Genomic DNA, 14,929 nt, shown 5'->3' with positions numbered 1-14,929 from the left:
TTTGCCCATGCGGCTCGGGCCGCATAACGTCACCCGCACACCGAGCGTGACCAAACTGTAACCCTGAAGTTCACCTTGAGCTTTCGGGGTGAGGCACCACCGAGCAGCAGCAACAGGAGTCCCCGTGGCATCAGCCCAGAACTATCTGGCCGTTATCAAGGTCGTCGGCATCGGCGGCGGTGGCGTCAACGCCGTCAATCGGATGATCGAGGTCGGCCTCAAGGGTGTCGAGTTCATCGCGATCAACACCGACGCCCAGGCGCTCCTGATGTCGGACGCCGACGTCAAGCTCGACGTCGGTCGCGAGCTGACGCGCGGTCTCGGTGCCGGTGCCGACCCCGAGGTGGGCAAGAAGGCTGCGGAGGACCACGCGGAGGAGATCGAGGAGGTCCTCAAGGGGGCCGACATGGTCTTCGTCACCGCGGGCGAAGGGGGCGGCACCGGCACCGGTGGCGCGCCGGTCGTCGCGAAGATCGCCAAGAGCCTCGGTGCCCTGACCATCGGTGTCGTCACGCGCCCGTTCACCTTCGAGGGGCGTCGTCGCGCCAACCAGGCCGAGTCCGGCATCGGTGCGCTGCGCGACGAGGTCGACACCCTCATCGTCATCCCCAACGACCGGCTGCTGTCGATCAGCGACCGCGCGGTGAGCATGCTCGACGCCTTCCGCAGTGCCGACCAGGTGCTGCTCTCCGGTGTCCAGGGCATCACCGACCTCATCACCACGCCCGGCCTGATCAACCTCGACTTCGCCGACGTCAAGTCCGTCATGCAAGGGGCTGGCTCGGCCCTCATGGGCATCGGCTCGGCGAGAGGTGAGGACCGCGCCGTCCAGGCCGCCGAGCTCGCGATCTCCTCGCCGCTGCTCGAGGCCAGCGTCGACGGTGCCCACGGCGTGCTGCTGTCGATCCAGGGCGGCAGTGACCTGGGCCTCTTCGAGATCAACGAGGCAGCGCGCTTGGTGCAGGAGGCCGCTCACCCCGAGGCCAACATCATCTTCGGTGCGGTCATCGACGACGCGCTCGGCGACGAGGTGCGCGTGACCGTCATCGCCGCCGGCTTCGACGGGGGCGTCCCGCAGCAGCGGCCCGACGACCGGGCGCTCGGTCAGGTCCAGTCCGGTGGGCAGTCGCGTCAGGCACCCACCCAGCAGCGCCCGGCCCAGCAGGCCCCCGCGCAGCCGCAGCAGCAGGCGGCCCCGGCCCAGCAGGCGCCCGCTCAGGCCCAGCCGCAGCAGCAGGCCGCCCCAGCCCAGCAGGCTCCGGCCCAGCCGAAGCAGGCCACCCCGCCGCGCCAGGTGACCTTCGACGACGGCGACGACCTGGACGTCCCGGACTTCCTCAAGTGACCTCGGGCCGCTGAGCGGCCCGGGCATCGCCCGCAGGGCCCCGACACCACGGTCGGGGCCCTGCGTCGTCCCGGTGACATGTGCCGGCGCTCGGCGGCGAGAGGTAGGTTGCAGACGTGTTCGGCTGGAGAGATGACGACGCAGGACTGGTGCGGGCCTTCACGGACCGCCGCGACGGGGTGAGTGCGGCCCCCTTCGCCGGGCTCAACCTCGGGGCCCACGTCGGCGACGACCCGACCGCCGTCGCCCGCAACCGCGCCGCCCTCGAGGCCGCGCTCGGGCTGCCCACGTTGTGGGCCGATCAGGTCCACGGCAGCGAGGTCATCCACGTGACCTCCGACGTGCTCACGGCGCCCCGTACGGAGACCGGTGCCGTGGGCACCGGAGACGCCATGGTCACCGCCGAGCCGGGCATCGCCCTCGGCGTGCTCGTCGCCGACTGCACCCCGGTCCTCGTCCACGACACCGGCAGCTGCCTCGTCGGGGTGGCCCACGCGGGGCGACCCGGCATGGTGGCGGGGGTCGCGCTGCGGCTCGTCGAGGCGATGCGTGACCTCGGCGCCGTCGACTTGCGGGCCACGGTCGGGCCTTCCGTCTGCGGCCGCTGCTACGAGGTGCCCGACGAGATGCGCTCGGCCGCAGCCGCCGTCGCGCCCGTCTCCGCGGCCGTCACCTGGTCGGGCACGCCGGCCATCGACGTGGCGAGCGGGGTCGTCGACCAGTTGGCCGGTGCGGGAGTGCCCGTCGAGTGGATCGCCGGGTGCGCCCGTGAGGAGGCCGACCTCTACTCCTACCGTCGCGACGGTAGAACCGGTCGCTTTGCCGGCGTCATCGGGAGGGCGGCATGACCGGGCCACGTCGGCAGGAGCTAGCCACCAACCTCGCGCAGGTCGAGGAGCGGATCGCGGCGGCCTGCGCCTCCAGCGGCCGCGAGCGAGACGACGTCCACCTCGTCGTCGTCACGAAGCACTTCCCCCGCAGCGACCTCGACCTGCTCGCCGACCTCGGCGTCACCGACATCGGGGAGAACCGCGAGCAGGAGGCTTCCGCCAAGCTCGACGACGGGGGAGTGCCCCCCGGGGTGCGGACCCACTTCATCGGTCAGCTGCAGTCGAAGAAGGCCAATGCCGTCACGCGGTGGGCCGACGTCGTCCAGTCCGTCGACCGGCTCAAGCTCGTCGGGGCGCTCGCCCGCGGCGCCGAGACCGCCGGCCGCGAGGTCACCGCCCTCATCCAGGTCAACCTCGACCCCGACGCCGATGCCCACCGGGGCGGAGCGGACCCGGCCGAGGTGCCCGCCCTCGCCGACGCGATCGCGGGGTCCTCCCTTCGTCTCGGAGGGCTCATGGCCGTCGCTCCGCTCGGTGGCGACCCGGACGCGGCCTTCGCGCTGCTCGCCCGGCTCCACGAGGCGCTCGTCGCCGACCACCCGTCGGCCTGGATGCTCTCGGCGGGGATGAGCGGCGACCTCGAGTCCGCAGTCCGGCACGGTGCGACACACCTGCGTGTCGGGACGGCAATCCTCGGAACTCGTGCGTCACACCGGTAACTTCGGTGACACCGACGAGGCCCCCGGTAAGACGTAAGGACTTGAGAGACATGACGGCACTGCGCAACGCGATGGTCTACCTCGGACTCGCCGAGGACGACAAGCGCTACGACGACTACGACGACCAGTACGTCGACGACTACGAGAGCGGCCACGAGGTCCTCGAGGAGGAGCGACCCGCAGAGGTCACGCCGCTGCGCCGCGTCCCCACCGCTCCTGCCGTGCACGAGGTGGAGGTCACCCAGATGAACCGCATCACGACGATCCACCCGAGCACGTACAACGACGCGCGCGCCATCGGCGAGAGCTTCCGCAGCAACACGCCGGTCATCATGAACCTCACCGACATGGACGACTCCGACGCCAAGCGTCTCGTCGACTTCGCCGCCGGCCTCGTCTTCGGCCTGCACGGCTCCATCGAGCGCGTCACCAACAAGGTCTTCCTGCTCTCGCCCGAGCACATCGAGGTCGACGCCGAGGGCGGCGAGGCGCAGCAGCCGCGCGCCCTCTTCAACCAGAGCTGACCCTCCCAGCGGGGCCACAGGCCCCCGGCCTAGGCTGAATCCATGTCGATCGTCCGCGATGTGCTGCACCTCGTGCTGTACATCTACTTCCTCGTCCTCATCGGTCGTCTCGTCCTCGACTGGATCCAGGTCTTCGCCCGGCAGTGGCGCCCCAAGGGCGTCATCCTCGTCGTCGCCGAGGCGATCTACACCCTCACCGACCCGCCGCTCAACGCGATCCGCAGGGTGGTCAAACCGATCCGCTTCGGCGGGGTCGCGATCGATGTCGCCTTCCTGCTGCTCATCCTCGCGGTCTCGGTGCTGCTGAGCATCGTCTAGGCTGAGGGTGATGCCCGTGCGCGCTCTGCGTGGCACTGGCGTGCAATCTGTCCGAACGCATACGGAGGAACAATGGCGCTCACGCCCGAGGACGTCCTCAACAAGACCTTCACCCAGACCCAGTTCCGTCGTGGGTACGACGAGCGCGAGGTCGACGACTTCCTCGACGAGGTCGTGGCCGAGATGCGCCGCATGGTCAAGGACTCGGAGGACCTGCGGGCCCGTGCCGCCGACGGGTCCGGCGCCCCGGCTCCGGTCGCGGCCGCCGCTGGTGGATCCGGTCAGGCCGACGAGGCGCTGACCCGCGAGAACCGCGACCTGCGTGCCCGGCTCGACGACCTGCGCACCCGCTTCGAGAAGGAGACGGCTGCGCGCGCCGCGGCCGAGAAGCGCGCCGGCGAGCTCGAGCGCTCCGCCCGGGCCAACGACGAGCAGGCCAAGGGCGACAACGCCAAGGTCGACAAGGCCCAGCTGGGTGCCGACGAGCGCATCGCGACCGTCAATGCCCGCGCCCAGGAGGCAGAGGAGCGCGCCCAGCAGCGCATCCAGGCCGCCAACGCGGCCGCCGAGAAGGCCGAGGCCGAGGCCAAGCAGCGTCAGGAGGCTGCCGCCGCGCAGCCCGCGGCCCCCGCCGCGGCCGCGACCGATGGTGGAGCCGGTCAGATGGCCGCTGCCGCCGGTGGTGGCGCCGGCGCGTCGGGCCTCATCGCCCTCGCCCAGCGCCTGCACGACGAGCACGTCGCCGAGGGCCAGAGCCAGCGCGACAAGCTCATCGCCGAGGCCCAGCGCAAGCACGACGAGCTCGTGTCGACGGGTCAGGGCAAGCACGACGAGTTCGTCAAGACCGGTCAGGGCAAGCGCGACCAGTTCATCGGCGAGGGCACGACGCAGCGCGACAAGCTCATCTCGGACGCCCAGACCAAGAGCACGACGATGGTCAGCGAGGCCGAGGCGCAGCGCAAGAAGATCCTCGACGACCTCAACGCGCAGAAGACGAAGATCGAGGCGCAGATCGCCGAGCTGACGACCTACGAGCGCGACTACCGTCGCAAGCTCAAGGACTTCATCAGCACGCAGCTCAAGGGCCTGGAGTCCACACCGGCTCTCGCGCCGGAGACCACCTCCAGCAAGAGCTGAGCGGATCAGCACGACCCGCAGAGGCGGCGGTCTCCCCACTCAGGGAGGCCGCCGCCTCTGGCAGCTGTGAGACGCCGGCAGATGGCCTCTCGGAGAATGACGCGCGCTGATCCCGCGATCTGCGCCAAAACGTCGTACCCTTCGTTGACTCTGGTCCGTGCAGGGGTACGGGCCAACCCGATCTGAGGACGGTCATGGCGACGAAGAAGACGGCCACGGGAGCAGCGGAGCGTGTGAAGAGCGCGGCCCGGGCCACGGTGAAGAGGGTCTCGTCGAAGAAGGAGCCCGAGGCGAAGGGGACCACCGCGAAGAAGTCCACGGCCGCGAGCGCGAACGGCAGCACGACGTCGAAGGGCGCCACGAAGAAGGCGACCACGAAGAAGACGAACGCCCCGAAGAAGACGAGCGCCACGAAGGCCGCCGCGAAGAAGACAGCCGCGAAGAAGGCGGCCGCCACGAACAAGGCCGCGCCGAAGAAGGCGTCCACCTCGAAGAGCACGACGAAGAAGGCTGCGGCGCAGAAGACCGCAGCGAAGAAGGCTCCCGCCAAGAAGACCGCGGCGCAGCTCGTCGTCCGGGAGGACGAGAGCCCGTGGACCGCCAAGGAGCTCAAGGAGGTGCGGGCCGAGCTCGACACCGAGATCCAGCGCCTCACGGCGGAGATCAGCTCCGCGGAGACCGACCTCAACGAGTTCCTCAAGGAGCCGATCGATGGGGCCGGCGACGACCAGGCGGATGCCGGGGCCAAGTCCTTCGAGCGCGAGCACGAGCTGAGCCTCGTCGCCGGGGCCCGCACGGGCCTGGAGCAGAACCTCCACGCACTCGCCCGACTCGAGGACGGGACCTACGGGATCTGCGAAAACTGCGGCAATCCGATCGGCAAGCTTCGACTCCAGGCCTATCCTCGTGCGACCCTGTGCATGACATGCAAGAGTCGACAGGAGCGGCGCTGAGCGCCCCACACACCCCAGACGACGACACCCCGGCGCCCGCCTCGCGCTCCGGGGTGCTTCGTTGGTACGTCCTCGCCGCCCTCGCGGCGCTCATCCTCGACCAGGCGAGCAAGGTCTGGGCGCTCGGAGCACTCACCGACGGGAGGTCCCTCCCGCTCATCGGTGACGTCCTCTCCCTTCGTCTGATCCGCAACTCCGGCGCCGCCTTCTCCATCGGTGACGAAACGACGTGGCTCATGACGCTCGTGGCGGTGGCCGTGACGGCCGCCATCCTGTGGGCGACCCCACGGATCGGCTCCTCCCGGTGGGCCCTGTCGCTCGGGCTCGTCCTCGGCGGCTCCCTCGGTAACCTCTACGACCGGTTCTTCCGCGAGCCTGGGCCGCTGCGCGGACACGTCATCGATTTCATCGACTACGGCGGGCTCTTCGTCGGCAACGTGGCCGACATCGCGATCGTCGCCGGAGCGGTGCTGCTCATCTGGCTGGTCTTCGCCAACATCGGCATCGACGGCACCCGCCCGCAGCACGCGGCCGGAGCGCACGAGGATGCTGTCGACGACCGCAACGACCAGGAGGAGACACCGTGACCGATGTGCGCAACGTCCTCGTCCCCGACGGTCTTGAGGGGGAGCGCATCGACGCCGCGGTGGCGCGCCTCTTCGGCCTCTCCCGCACCCGCGCGGCCGAGCTGGCCGCCGACGGCAAGGTCCTCGTCGAGGGGAGCGCCGTCGCCAAGTCCGCCCGCGTCAGCGCCGGTGAGCACATCGAGGTCACCCTGCCCTCCGTCGACGACAGCCCGACGCTCGCCGTCGTCGCCGAGCCGGTGCCCGGCATGCGGATCATCCACGACGACGAGGACATCGTCGTCGTCGACAAGCCCATCGGCGTCGCGGCGCACCCGAGCGTCGGCTGGTCCGGCCCGGACGTCCTGGGCGGTCTCGCCGCCTCCGGGTACCGCATCACGACGAGTGGCGCGAGCGAGCGACAGGGCATCGTCTCGCGGCTGGACGTCGGCACTTCAGGCCTCATGGTCGTGTGCAAGAGCGAGCACGCGTACTCGGTGCTCAAGCGGGCCTTCAAGGAACGCACGGTCGACAAGACCTACCACGCGCTCGTCCAGGGCCTGCCCGACCCGCACGTCGGCACCATCGATGCGCCGATCGGGCGCCACCCGAGTGGCGACTACAAGTTCGCCGTCATGGACTCCGGCAAGCACGCGATCACCCACTACGAGCTCCTCGAGGCCTTCCGCCACGCCTCCCTGCTCGAGATCAAGCTCGAGACCGGGCGCACCCACCAGATCCGCGTGCACATGGCCGCCTTGCGCCACCCGTGCGTCGGTGACCCGACCTACGGCGCCGACCCGACGTTGGGCGCCCGACTCGGTCTCGAGAGGCAGTGGCTGCACGCCATGGGGCTCGGTTTCGTCCACCCCGGTACGGGCGACTACGTGCACTTCGAGAGCACCTACCCGCAGGACCTGCAGACGGCCCTGGACCGGCTCGCCGACCTGTCCTGACGGGGTGAGGCTTCGTCGGTCCTGCGGGGCACGACCGGCTCGAAGACGAGGAAGGTCCACAGCTGACCGTCAGCACGCCGAAGGGGGGCGCCACCACCACGGTGGCGCCCCCCTTCGTCATGGGCTGGGTCAGTTGACCCGACGGTCGCGGCCCTCCCAGTAGGGAGCGCGCAACTTGAACTTCTGCAGCTTGCCGGTGGCCGTGCGGGCCAGCTCGTCGCGGAACTCGATGGTCGTCGGCGCCTTGTAGCCGGCCGCCTTGGACTTGCACCACGCGATGAGGTCGGCCTCGGTCGCCTCCGACCCCTCCGCGACGACGACGAGGGCCTTGATCGTCTCGCCCCACTTGTCGTCGGGGACGCCGATGACTGCGACCTCGGTGACGTCCGGGTGGGAGAAAAGCACGTCCTCCACCTCGATCGACGAGACGTTTTCACCACCGGTGATGATGACGTCCTTCTTGCGGTCGCTGATCGTCACGTAGCCGTCGTCGCCGATCGTGCCGCCATCACCGGTGTGGAACCAGCCGCCCTCGAAGGTGCGCTCGGTCTCCTCTGGCAGGTCGTGGTAGCCCTCCATGACGACGTTGGAGCGGGCCAGGAGCTCGCCGCTCTCCTCGTCGAGCTTCATCCGGCAGCCGATGGCGGGGGAACCCGCCCGCACGAGCTTGCCGGCACGCTCCTCGGGGGTCAGCTCGTCCCACTCGGCCCGGGTCCGGTTGATCGTCAGCAGCGGAGAGGTCTCGGTCAGGCCGTAGATCTGGATGAACTCCCAGCCCAGCTCCGTCTCGACGCGGGCGATCGTCTGCGTGGGCGGGGGAGCGCCGGCGACGATGATGCGCACCCGGTCGCGGCCGGGGATCTCGCCCTCCCACTCCTGCGCCGCGGCGAGCACGGAGTTGACCACGGCAGGCGCGGCACACATGACGGTCACGCCGTGGCGCTCGACCCGGCGCAGGATCTCGGCACCGTCGATCTTGCGGATGACGACGTGCTGCGCCCCCACACCGGTCATGGCGAAGGGCATGCCCCACCCGTTGGCGTGGAACATCGGCAGGGTGTGCAGGTAGACGTCACGGTCGCTGATGCCGGCGTGCAGGCCGAAGGTCACCGCATTGGTCCAGATGTTGCGGTGGGTGATCCGCACCCCCTTGGGGCGCGCGGTCGTGCCGGAGGTGTAGTTGATCGTCGCCGTGGCCGCCTCGTCCGGCTCCCACTCCCGCGGCTGCGCGGTGGCCGGGTCGATCCCGCCGAAGAGGTGCTCGTCCTCGCCCAGGACGAAGGTGTGCTCGGCCTGCACCTCGTCGATCAGTGAGGTCAGCTCGGGGTCGATGTAGAGCACGCGCGCGCCGGAGTGCTCGACGATGAACTTCACCTCCTCGGGAGCGAGGCGGAAGTTGATCGGGACGAGGACCCGGCCCGAGCCGGCGACGCCGAAGAAGCTCGTGAGCAGCCGCGCCGAGTTGTGCGAGACGACGGCGACGCGGTCGCCGACCTCGATGCCCAGGGAGTCGAGGTGGGCCGCCTGCGCATTGGCGAGCTGCCGCATGCGGGCATAGGTCACGCCCTCGAGCGGAGGCGCCGGCTGGTCCGGCTCGTCGACGACCGCCAGGCGCTCGCCGTAGACGGCGGCCGCGCGGTCGATGAAGTCGTTGACGGACATCGGCACGATCATCCGGTGGAACCTCCATGCGGTGTGGACGACTCTGTCGAGGCGACGTTAACCCCCTTCGTCCGCGGTGACCGCACGTCTCGGGCGGCGGCGCGCCGAGCGGTGCGCGGGAGGCGGCCGGCGGCGTGCCGGGGTGTCGGTGGGGCGATCTAGACTCGGGTCGATGTCCGAGCTGCCGCGTTCCGAGAACTTCGTCCACCTGCACAACCACACCGAGTACTCGATGCTCGACGGGGCCGCGCGGATCAAGGACATGTTTTCCACCGCCCAGGAGATGGGCATGCCGGCGATCGCGATGACCGACCACGGCTACCTCTTCGGCGCGCACGAGTTCTGGAAGACGGCGCAGTCCTACGACGTCAAGCCGATCATCGGGCTCGAGGCCTACGTGGCGCCGGGCACCCACCGCACGGACAAGAACCGCGTCAAGTGGGGCGACGAGCGCACGCGGCCGGGCGACGACGTCTCCGGTGGTGGCGCGTACACCCACATGACGCTGCTGGCGCGCAACAACACCGGCATGCACAACCTCTTCACCATGGGGTCGCGGGCCTCCCTGGACTCGGTCTTCGCCAAGTGGCCGCGGCTGGACCGCGAGCTGCTCTCCCAGTACGGCGAAGGGCTCGTCGCGACGACCGGCTGCCCGTCGGGGGAGATCCAGACGCGGCTGCGGCTGGGGCAGTACGACAAGGCGATCGAGGCGGCCTCGGAGTTCCGCGACATCTTCGGCCGCGAGCACTACTTCCTCGAGCTCATGGACCACGGCAACCAGATCGAGCGGCGCGTCCGCGACGACCTCATGCGCCTGGCCAAGGACCTGCAGCTGCCGCTCCTCGCGACCAACGACCTGCACTACGTCAAGCAGGAGGACGCGATCGCCCAGGACGCGCTCCTGTGCATCAACTCCGGCTCCAAGCTCCACGACCCCGACCGCTTCAAGTTCGACGGCGAGGGCTACTACCTCAAGTCGCCGGCCGAGATGCGCCACCTGTGGCGCGAGCTGCCCGAGGCGTGCGACAACACCCTGCTCGTCGCCGACATGTGCGAGGTCTCCTTCGTCGAGGGCGAAGGGCGGTACATGCCGCGCTTCGACTGCCCGCCGGGCGAGGACGAGGAGTCGTGGTTCGTCAAGGAGGTGCAGACGGGCCTGCACAAGCGCTTCCCTGACGGCATCCCCGAGTACGCGCAGCGGCAGGCTGACTACGAGATCGACGTCATCGTCGGCAAGGGCTACCCGGGCTACTTCCTCGTCGTCGCCGACTTCATCAACTGGGCAAAGGACAACGGGATCCGCGTCGGCCCCGGCCGAGGGTCCGGTGCCGGCTCCATGTGCGCCTACGCCATGGGCATCACCGACCTCGACCCGATCCCGCACGGCCTGATCTTCGAGCGCTTCCTCAACCCCGAGCGCAAGTCGATGCCCGACTTCGACGTCGACTTCGACGAGCGTCGGCGCTCCGAGGTCATCCGCTACGTCTCCGACAAGTACGGCGACGAGCGGGTCGCGATGATCGCGACCTACGGCACGATCAAGGCCAAGCAGGCCGTCAAGGACGCCGCCCGGGTCATGGGCCACCCCTTCAACGTCGGCGAGCAGCTGACCAAGGCGATGCCCGCCGACGTCATGGGCAAGGGCGTGCCGCTGGCGAAGATGTGGGACTCGGAGCACGACCGCTTCGGGGAGGGGCAGGAGTTCCGCCAGCTCGTCGAGTCCGAGAAGCACCTCGGTGAGGTCGTCGACCTCGCGAAGGGCCTCGAGGGCCTCAAGCGCCAGWCAGTGGGGCGTGCACGCCGCCGGCGTCATCATGAGCAGCGAGCCGCTCATCGATGTCATCCCGATCATGCGGCGGCTCCAGGATGGCCAGGTCCTGACGCAGTTCGACTACCCGACGTGCGAGACGCTCGGGCTGGTCAAGATGGACTTCCTCGGCCTGCGCAACCTGACGATCCTCGACGACGCCCTGATCAACATCAAGGACAACCGGGGCGAGGAGATCGACCTCGACGCCCTGAGCAAGGACATGACCGACAAGGCGACGTACCGCCTGCTGTCGCGGGGTGACACCCTCGGCGTGTTCCAGCTCGACGGCGGGGGCATGCGCACCCTGCTGCGCCTGATGCAGCCGGACAACTTCGAGGACATCTCCGCCGCCCTCGCGCTCTACCGACCCGGCCCGATGGGCGTCAACGCCCACACCAACTTCGCCCTGCGCAAGAACGGCCGCCAGGAGGTCGTGCCGCTCGACCCCCAGCTCAAGGGCAAGCTCCAGCCGCAGATGGAGGAGGCCCTCGGCCCGATCCTCGGCACGACCTACGGCCTGTGCATCTACCAGGAGCAGGTCATGGAGATCGCGCAGAAGCTCGCGGGGTACACCCTCGGCAACGCCGACCTGCTGCGGCGAGCCATGGGCAAGAAGAAGAAGGAGGTGCTCGACGCCGAGTACATCCCCTTCTCCGAGGGCATGAAGGCCAATGGCTACAACGAGGCCTCGATCGCCGCGCTGTGGGGCGTCCTCGTCCCCTTCTCCGACTACGCCTTCAACAAGGCGCACACCGCCGCCTACGGCCTCGTGTCCTACTGGACCGCCTACCTCAAGGCCAACTACCCGGCCGAGTACATGGCCGCCCTGCTCACCTCCGTCGGCGACGACAAGGACAAGTCGGCGCTCTACCTCAACGAGTGCCGTCGCATGGGCATCAAGGTCCTGCCGCCGTCGGTCAACGAGTCGCAGGGACGCTTCTCGGCCGTCGGCTCCGACATCCGCTTCGGTCTCAACGCCATCCGCAACGTCGGCCGCAACGTCGTCGACGGGATCATTGCGGCCCGCGAGGAGAAGGGGGCCTTCACCTCTTTCGACGACTTCCTCGCCAAGTGCCCGGCCGTCGTCTGCAACAAGCGGACCGTCGAGTCGCTCGTCATGGGCGGAGCCTTCGACGACCTGGACCACCCGCGTCAGGGCCTGGTCATGGTCCACGAGGAGTACGTCGACGCCTTCGTCGGGGTCAAGCGGCAGGAGGCCGTCGGCCAGGACTCCCTGTGGGACATGTTCGGCGGTGACGACGAGGCCGAGGCCGGCCCGGCGGGCATGGAGGGCATGGGGTTGCGCCCCGTGCCCCAGGTGGAGTGGGACAAGCGGACCAAGCTGGCCAACGAGCGCGAGATGCTCGGCCTCTACGTCTCCGACCACCCCCTCTTCGGTGTCGAGCACGTGCTGCAGCGGGCCGCCGACACCTCGATCGCGGCGCTGACCCAGCCCGACTCCGGCATCAAGGAGGGCAGCCACGTGACCATCGCGGGGCTCGTCACCGGGCTGAGCGTCAAGCGGACCAAGAAGGGCGACCTCTGGGCCATCGCCACCGTCGAGGACCTCGAGGGCGCCATCGAGTGCCTCTTCTTCCCCAAGACCTACCTCACCGTCCAGACGATGCTCACCCAGGACATCGTCGCGGTGGTGCGCGGCCGGGTGAATGCCCGCGACGACTCCGTCTCGCTCTACGCCGAGGACCTGACGATCCCCGAGATCACCGACGGGCCGCGGGGTCCGGTCGTCCTCACCCTCGACTACGCGCGCGCGACCACCGGTCGGATCGAGGAGGTCAAGCAGGTGCTCGCCCAGCACCCCGGCAGCACCGACGTGCAGATCAAGCTCGTTCAGCCCGGCCGGTCGGTGACGATGTCGGTCGATGCCGCCTACCGCGTCGAGCCGACGGAGGCCCTCATCGGGGACCTCAAGGTGATCCTCGGCGCCCGGGCGGTGAGCGCATGAGCGAGCGAATGAGCGGTAGCACGACGCCGCCGGTCGCCGCGCAGAAGCCGTGGACCCGCACCCACCACGGCGAGGAGGTCGACGACCCCTACGAGTGGCTCCGAGACGGTGACGATCCGCAGGTGCTGTCGTACCTCGAGGCGGAAAACGCCTACGCGGAGGCGCTCACCTCCCACCTCGCGCCGCTGCGCCAGCAGCTCTTCGACGAGATCAAGGAGCGCACTCTCGAGACCGACCTCAGCGTCCCGGTGGCCTCCGGGGGCTGGTGGTACTACTCGCGCACCGTCGAGGGCAGCCAGTACGCCATCCAGTGTCGGGCGCCCCTCGTCGACCGGGCCGCCGTGCCCGAGCTGGACCCGACCCGGCCGCTGCCGGGCGAAGAGGTCCTGCTCGACGGCAACGAGCTCGCTGCCGGGCACGAGTTCTTTTCCCTCGGGGGCTTCGAGGTCAGCGCCGACCACTCCCGCATGGCCTACGCCGTCGACGTCACGGGCGACGAGCGCTTCGACGTCGTCGTCATGGACATCGCCAGCCGAGAGGTCATCGACCGCGCCGTGGTCGGCGCCGGATACGGGCTGGCCTTCTCGCGCGACGCCCGGTACCTCTTCCACGTCGCCGTCGACGAGGCCTGGCGCCCGCACGAGGTGTGGCGCCACGAGGTCGGCACCGACCGTGGTGACGACGTGCTCGTCCACCGCGAGGACGACGAGCGATTTTGGATGGGGCTGGGCACCAGCCGCGACGAGCGCTGGGTGGTGCTCGGCCTCGGCAGCAAGACGACCTCCGAGGTCCACCTCATCGACGCGCACGACCCCACGGGGCCGATGCGCTGCGTGGCCGCCCGTCGTGAGGGCGTCGAGTACGACGTCGAGCCGGCCGGCGACCACCTGCTCATCATCCACAACGAGCGACAGCCCGAGGGCGACCTCGCGTGGGCCCCGCTCGACGCGACGACCCACGAGCAGTGGCAGCCCCTGCTCGAGCGCACCGACGGCGAGCGCTTCGTCGGCATCGACGCCTTCGACGACTTCGCCGTCCTCTCCCTCCGCGTGGACGGACTGCCGGCCCTGCGCGTCCTGCCCCGGCAGGTGCGGTCCACTCCCTTCGCCGTGGGTGACTACGGTCCGGCGACGGACGTGACCTTCGACGACGAGCTCCACTCCGTGCACCTCGGCCCCGTCGCCGACCCGGACGCAGACCGCATCCGGGTGGTCCACGAGTCCTGGGTGTCGCCCCGGTCGGTGCTCGACGTCCACGTGGCCACGGGGGAGCGGGTCGTCCTCAAGCGGCACCAGGTGCTCGGTGGCGTCGACCTGGACGACTACGAGCAGCAGCGCGTCTGGGCCGTCGCGCCGGACGGCACGCACGTGCCGGTCTCCCTCGTGCGGCGACGCGGTGTCGTGGCCGACGGCAGCAACCCCGGTCTGCTCTACGGGTACGGCAGCTACGAGATGAGCTTCGACCCGTACTTCTCCATCGCCCGGCTCTCCCTGCTCGACCGCGGCGTCGTGTGGGCCGTGGCCCACGTCCGGGGCGGTGGCGAGCTGGGGCGCCAGTGGTACGACGACGGCAAGATGCTGCTCAAGCGCAACACCTTCACCGACTTCGTCGCTGTTGCCGAGTACCTCCACGACAGCGGGTGGGTGGCCCGCGACCGCCTCGCCATCGAAGGGGGCTCCGCCGGCGGCCTGCTCGTCGGCGCGGCGACCAATCTCGCCCCGGACCGCTTCGCCGCGGTGCTGGCGGCGGTGCCCTTCGTCGACGCGCTGACGACGATCCTGCGGCCCGATCTCCCGCTCACCGTCGGCGAGTGGGAGGAGTGGGGCAACCCGCTCGAGGACCCCGAGGTCTACCGGTACATGCGCGGGTACAGCCCGTACGAAAACATCGCGCCGGTCGAGTACCCCCCGATCCTCGCGACGACATCGCTCCACGACACCCGGGTCTACTTCACGGAGCCCGCCAAGTGGGTGGCTCGCCTGCGTGAGGTGACGCGTCACGACGACGAGCGTCCGATCCTGCTGCGCACCGAGATGAGCGCCGGGCACGGTGGGCGCTCCGGCCGCTACGACGCGTGGGAGCAGACGGCCTGGGAGTGGGCCTGGGTCCTCGACCAGATCGGGGCGACCGAGCGGCGCTGACCGCC

Annotated in this window: 11 protein-coding genes and 1 pseudogene; 11 read left to right on the top strand and 1 reads right to left on the bottom strand. The window is 69.8% G+C overall.

Going from position 1 to position 14,929, the window contains the following annotated elements; genetic code table 11:
• The first annotated feature begins 124 nt into the window (after nucleotides 1-124).
• The 9 genes from ftsZ to B277_RS03595 all read left to right on the top strand — a co-directional run bounded on the left by ftsZ (nucleotide 125) and on the right by B277_RS03595 (nucleotide 7,345).
• Nucleotides 125-1,345, top strand: coding sequence for a cell division protein FtsZ (ftsZ, locus tag B277_RS03635; protein WP_007925275.1), 1,221 nt, complete (start codon nucleotides 125-127; stop codon nucleotides 1,343-1,345).
• A gap of 116 nt (nucleotides 1,346-1,461) precedes the next feature.
• Nucleotides 1,462-2,193 (top strand): purine nucleoside phosphorylase YfiH/LACC1 family protein, encoded by a 732-nt coding sequence (locus B277_RS03630; protein ID WP_040880709.1) that lies wholly within the window; start codon nucleotides 1,462-1,464, stop codon nucleotides 2,191-2,193.
• Complete coding sequence (locus tag B277_RS03625; RefSeq protein WP_007925272.1) at nucleotides 2,190-2,894, top strand: YggS family pyridoxal phosphate-dependent enzyme; 705 nt, start codon at nucleotides 2,190-2,192, stop codon at nucleotides 2,892-2,894. Before B277_RS03630 ends, B277_RS03625 begins: the two co-directional genes overlap by 4 nt.
• Nucleotides 2,895-2,944: 50 nt before the next feature.
• Nucleotides 2,945-3,418: a cell division protein SepF gene (locus tag B277_RS18770; RefSeq protein ID WP_007925271.1), complete on the top strand. Its 474-nt coding sequence runs from the start codon at nucleotides 2,945-2,947 to the stop codon at nucleotides 3,416-3,418.
• A 42-nt stretch (nucleotides 3,419-3,460) separates the two neighbouring features.
• Complete coding sequence (locus B277_RS03615) at nucleotides 3,461-3,736, top strand: YggT family protein (protein ID WP_007925270.1); 276 nt, start codon at nucleotides 3,461-3,463, stop codon at nucleotides 3,734-3,736.
• 72 nt (nucleotides 3,737-3,808) lie between these two features.
• Nucleotides 3,809-4,873 carry a DivIVA domain-containing protein gene (locus B277_RS19445; RefSeq protein ID WP_007925269.1) on the top strand — a complete coding sequence of 355 codons (1,065 nt, stop codon included), beginning with the start codon at nucleotides 3,809-3,811 and terminating at the stop codon, nucleotides 4,871-4,873.
• A gap of 194 nt (nucleotides 4,874-5,067) precedes the next feature.
• Nucleotides 5,068-5,826 carry a TraR/DksA family transcriptional regulator gene (locus tag B277_RS03605; protein ID WP_007925268.1) on the top strand — a complete coding sequence of 253 codons (759 nt, stop codon included), beginning with the start codon at nucleotides 5,068-5,070 and terminating at the stop codon, nucleotides 5,824-5,826.
• Nucleotides 5,799-6,413 carry a signal peptidase II gene (gene lspA, locus B277_RS03600; protein WP_128276859.1) on the top strand — a complete coding sequence of 205 codons (615 nt, stop codon included), beginning with the start codon at nucleotides 5,799-5,801 and terminating at the stop codon, nucleotides 6,411-6,413. The genes B277_RS03605 and lspA overlap by 28 nt, the downstream gene beginning before the upstream one ends.
• Nucleotides 6,410-7,345, top strand: a complete 936-nt coding sequence (locus tag B277_RS03595; protein WP_007925264.1) for an RluA family pseudouridine synthase — start codon at nucleotides 6,410-6,412, stop codon at nucleotides 7,343-7,345. Before lspA ends, B277_RS03595 begins: the two co-directional genes overlap by 4 nt.
• A 129-nt stretch (nucleotides 7,346-7,474) precedes the next feature.
• Here the strand turns inward: B277_RS03595 and B277_RS03590 are convergent, their stop codons facing one another.
• On the bottom strand, nucleotides 7,475-9,007 hold the full coding sequence (locus B277_RS03590; protein WP_238148037.1) for an AMP-binding protein: 1,533 nt from the start codon (nucleotides 9,005-9,007) through the stop codon (nucleotides 7,475-7,477).
• 172 nt (nucleotides 9,008-9,179) lie between these two features.
• On the opposite strand from B277_RS03590, the pseudogene dnaE reads away from it, so the two are divergent.
• Together dnaE and B277_RS03580 are read left to right on the top strand one after the other, a co-directional pair.
• Nucleotides 9,180-12,783 (top strand): annotated as a pseudogene (gene dnaE / locus B277_RS03585) (DNA polymerase III subunit alpha).
• Nucleotides 12,780-14,924 (top strand): S9 family peptidase, encoded by a 2,145-nt coding sequence (locus B277_RS03580; protein WP_238148038.1) that lies wholly within the window; start codon nucleotides 12,780-12,782, stop codon nucleotides 14,922-14,924. Before dnaE ends, B277_RS03580 begins: the two are co-directional and overlap by 4 nt.
• Nucleotides 14,925-14,929: the final 5 nt, after the last annotated feature.

It is taken from the genome of Janibacter hoylei PVAS-1, assembly GCF_000297495.1.
Taxonomy (GTDB): Bacteria; Actinomycetota; Actinomycetes; order Actinomycetales; family Dermatophilaceae; genus Janibacter; species Janibacter hoylei.
Note: the sequence above shows the minus strand (reverse complement) of the source record. Positions and strands in the feature narration are given on the sequence as shown.

What these genes read in the sequence shown, in the direction of transcription:
- B277_RS03625 (WP_007925272.1), top strand. Translation starts at nt 2,190, where the DNA reads ATGACCGGGCCACGTCGGCAGGAGCTAGCCACCAACCTCGCGCAGGTC.
- B277_RS18770 (WP_007925271.1), top strand. Translation starts at nt 2,945, where the DNA reads ATGACGGCACTGCGCAACGCGATGGTCTACCTCGGACTCGCCGAGGAC.
- B277_RS03615 (WP_007925270.1), top strand. Translation starts at nt 3,461, where the DNA reads ATGTCGATCGTCCGCGATGTGCTGCACCTCGTGCTGTACATCTACTTC.
- B277_RS19445 (WP_007925269.1), top strand. Translation starts at nt 3,809, where the DNA reads ATGGCGCTCACGCCCGAGGACGTCCTCAACAAGACCTTCACCCAGACC.
- B277_RS03605 (WP_007925268.1), top strand. Translation starts at nt 5,068, where the DNA reads ATGGCGACGAAGAAGACGGCCACGGGAGCAGCGGAGCGTGTGAAGAGC.
- lspA (WP_128276859.1), top strand. Translation starts at nt 5,799, where the DNA reads ATGCAAGAGTCGACAGGAGCGGCGCTGAGCGCCCCACACACCCCAGAC.
- B277_RS03590 (WP_238148037.1), bottom strand. Translation starts at nt 9,007, where the DNA reads ATGTCCGTCAACGACTTCATCGACCGCGCGGCCGCCGTCTACGGCGAG.
- B277_RS03580 (WP_238148038.1), top strand. Translation starts at nt 12,780, where the DNA reads ATGAGCGAGCGAATGAGCGGTAGCACGACGCCGCCGGTCGCCGCGCAG.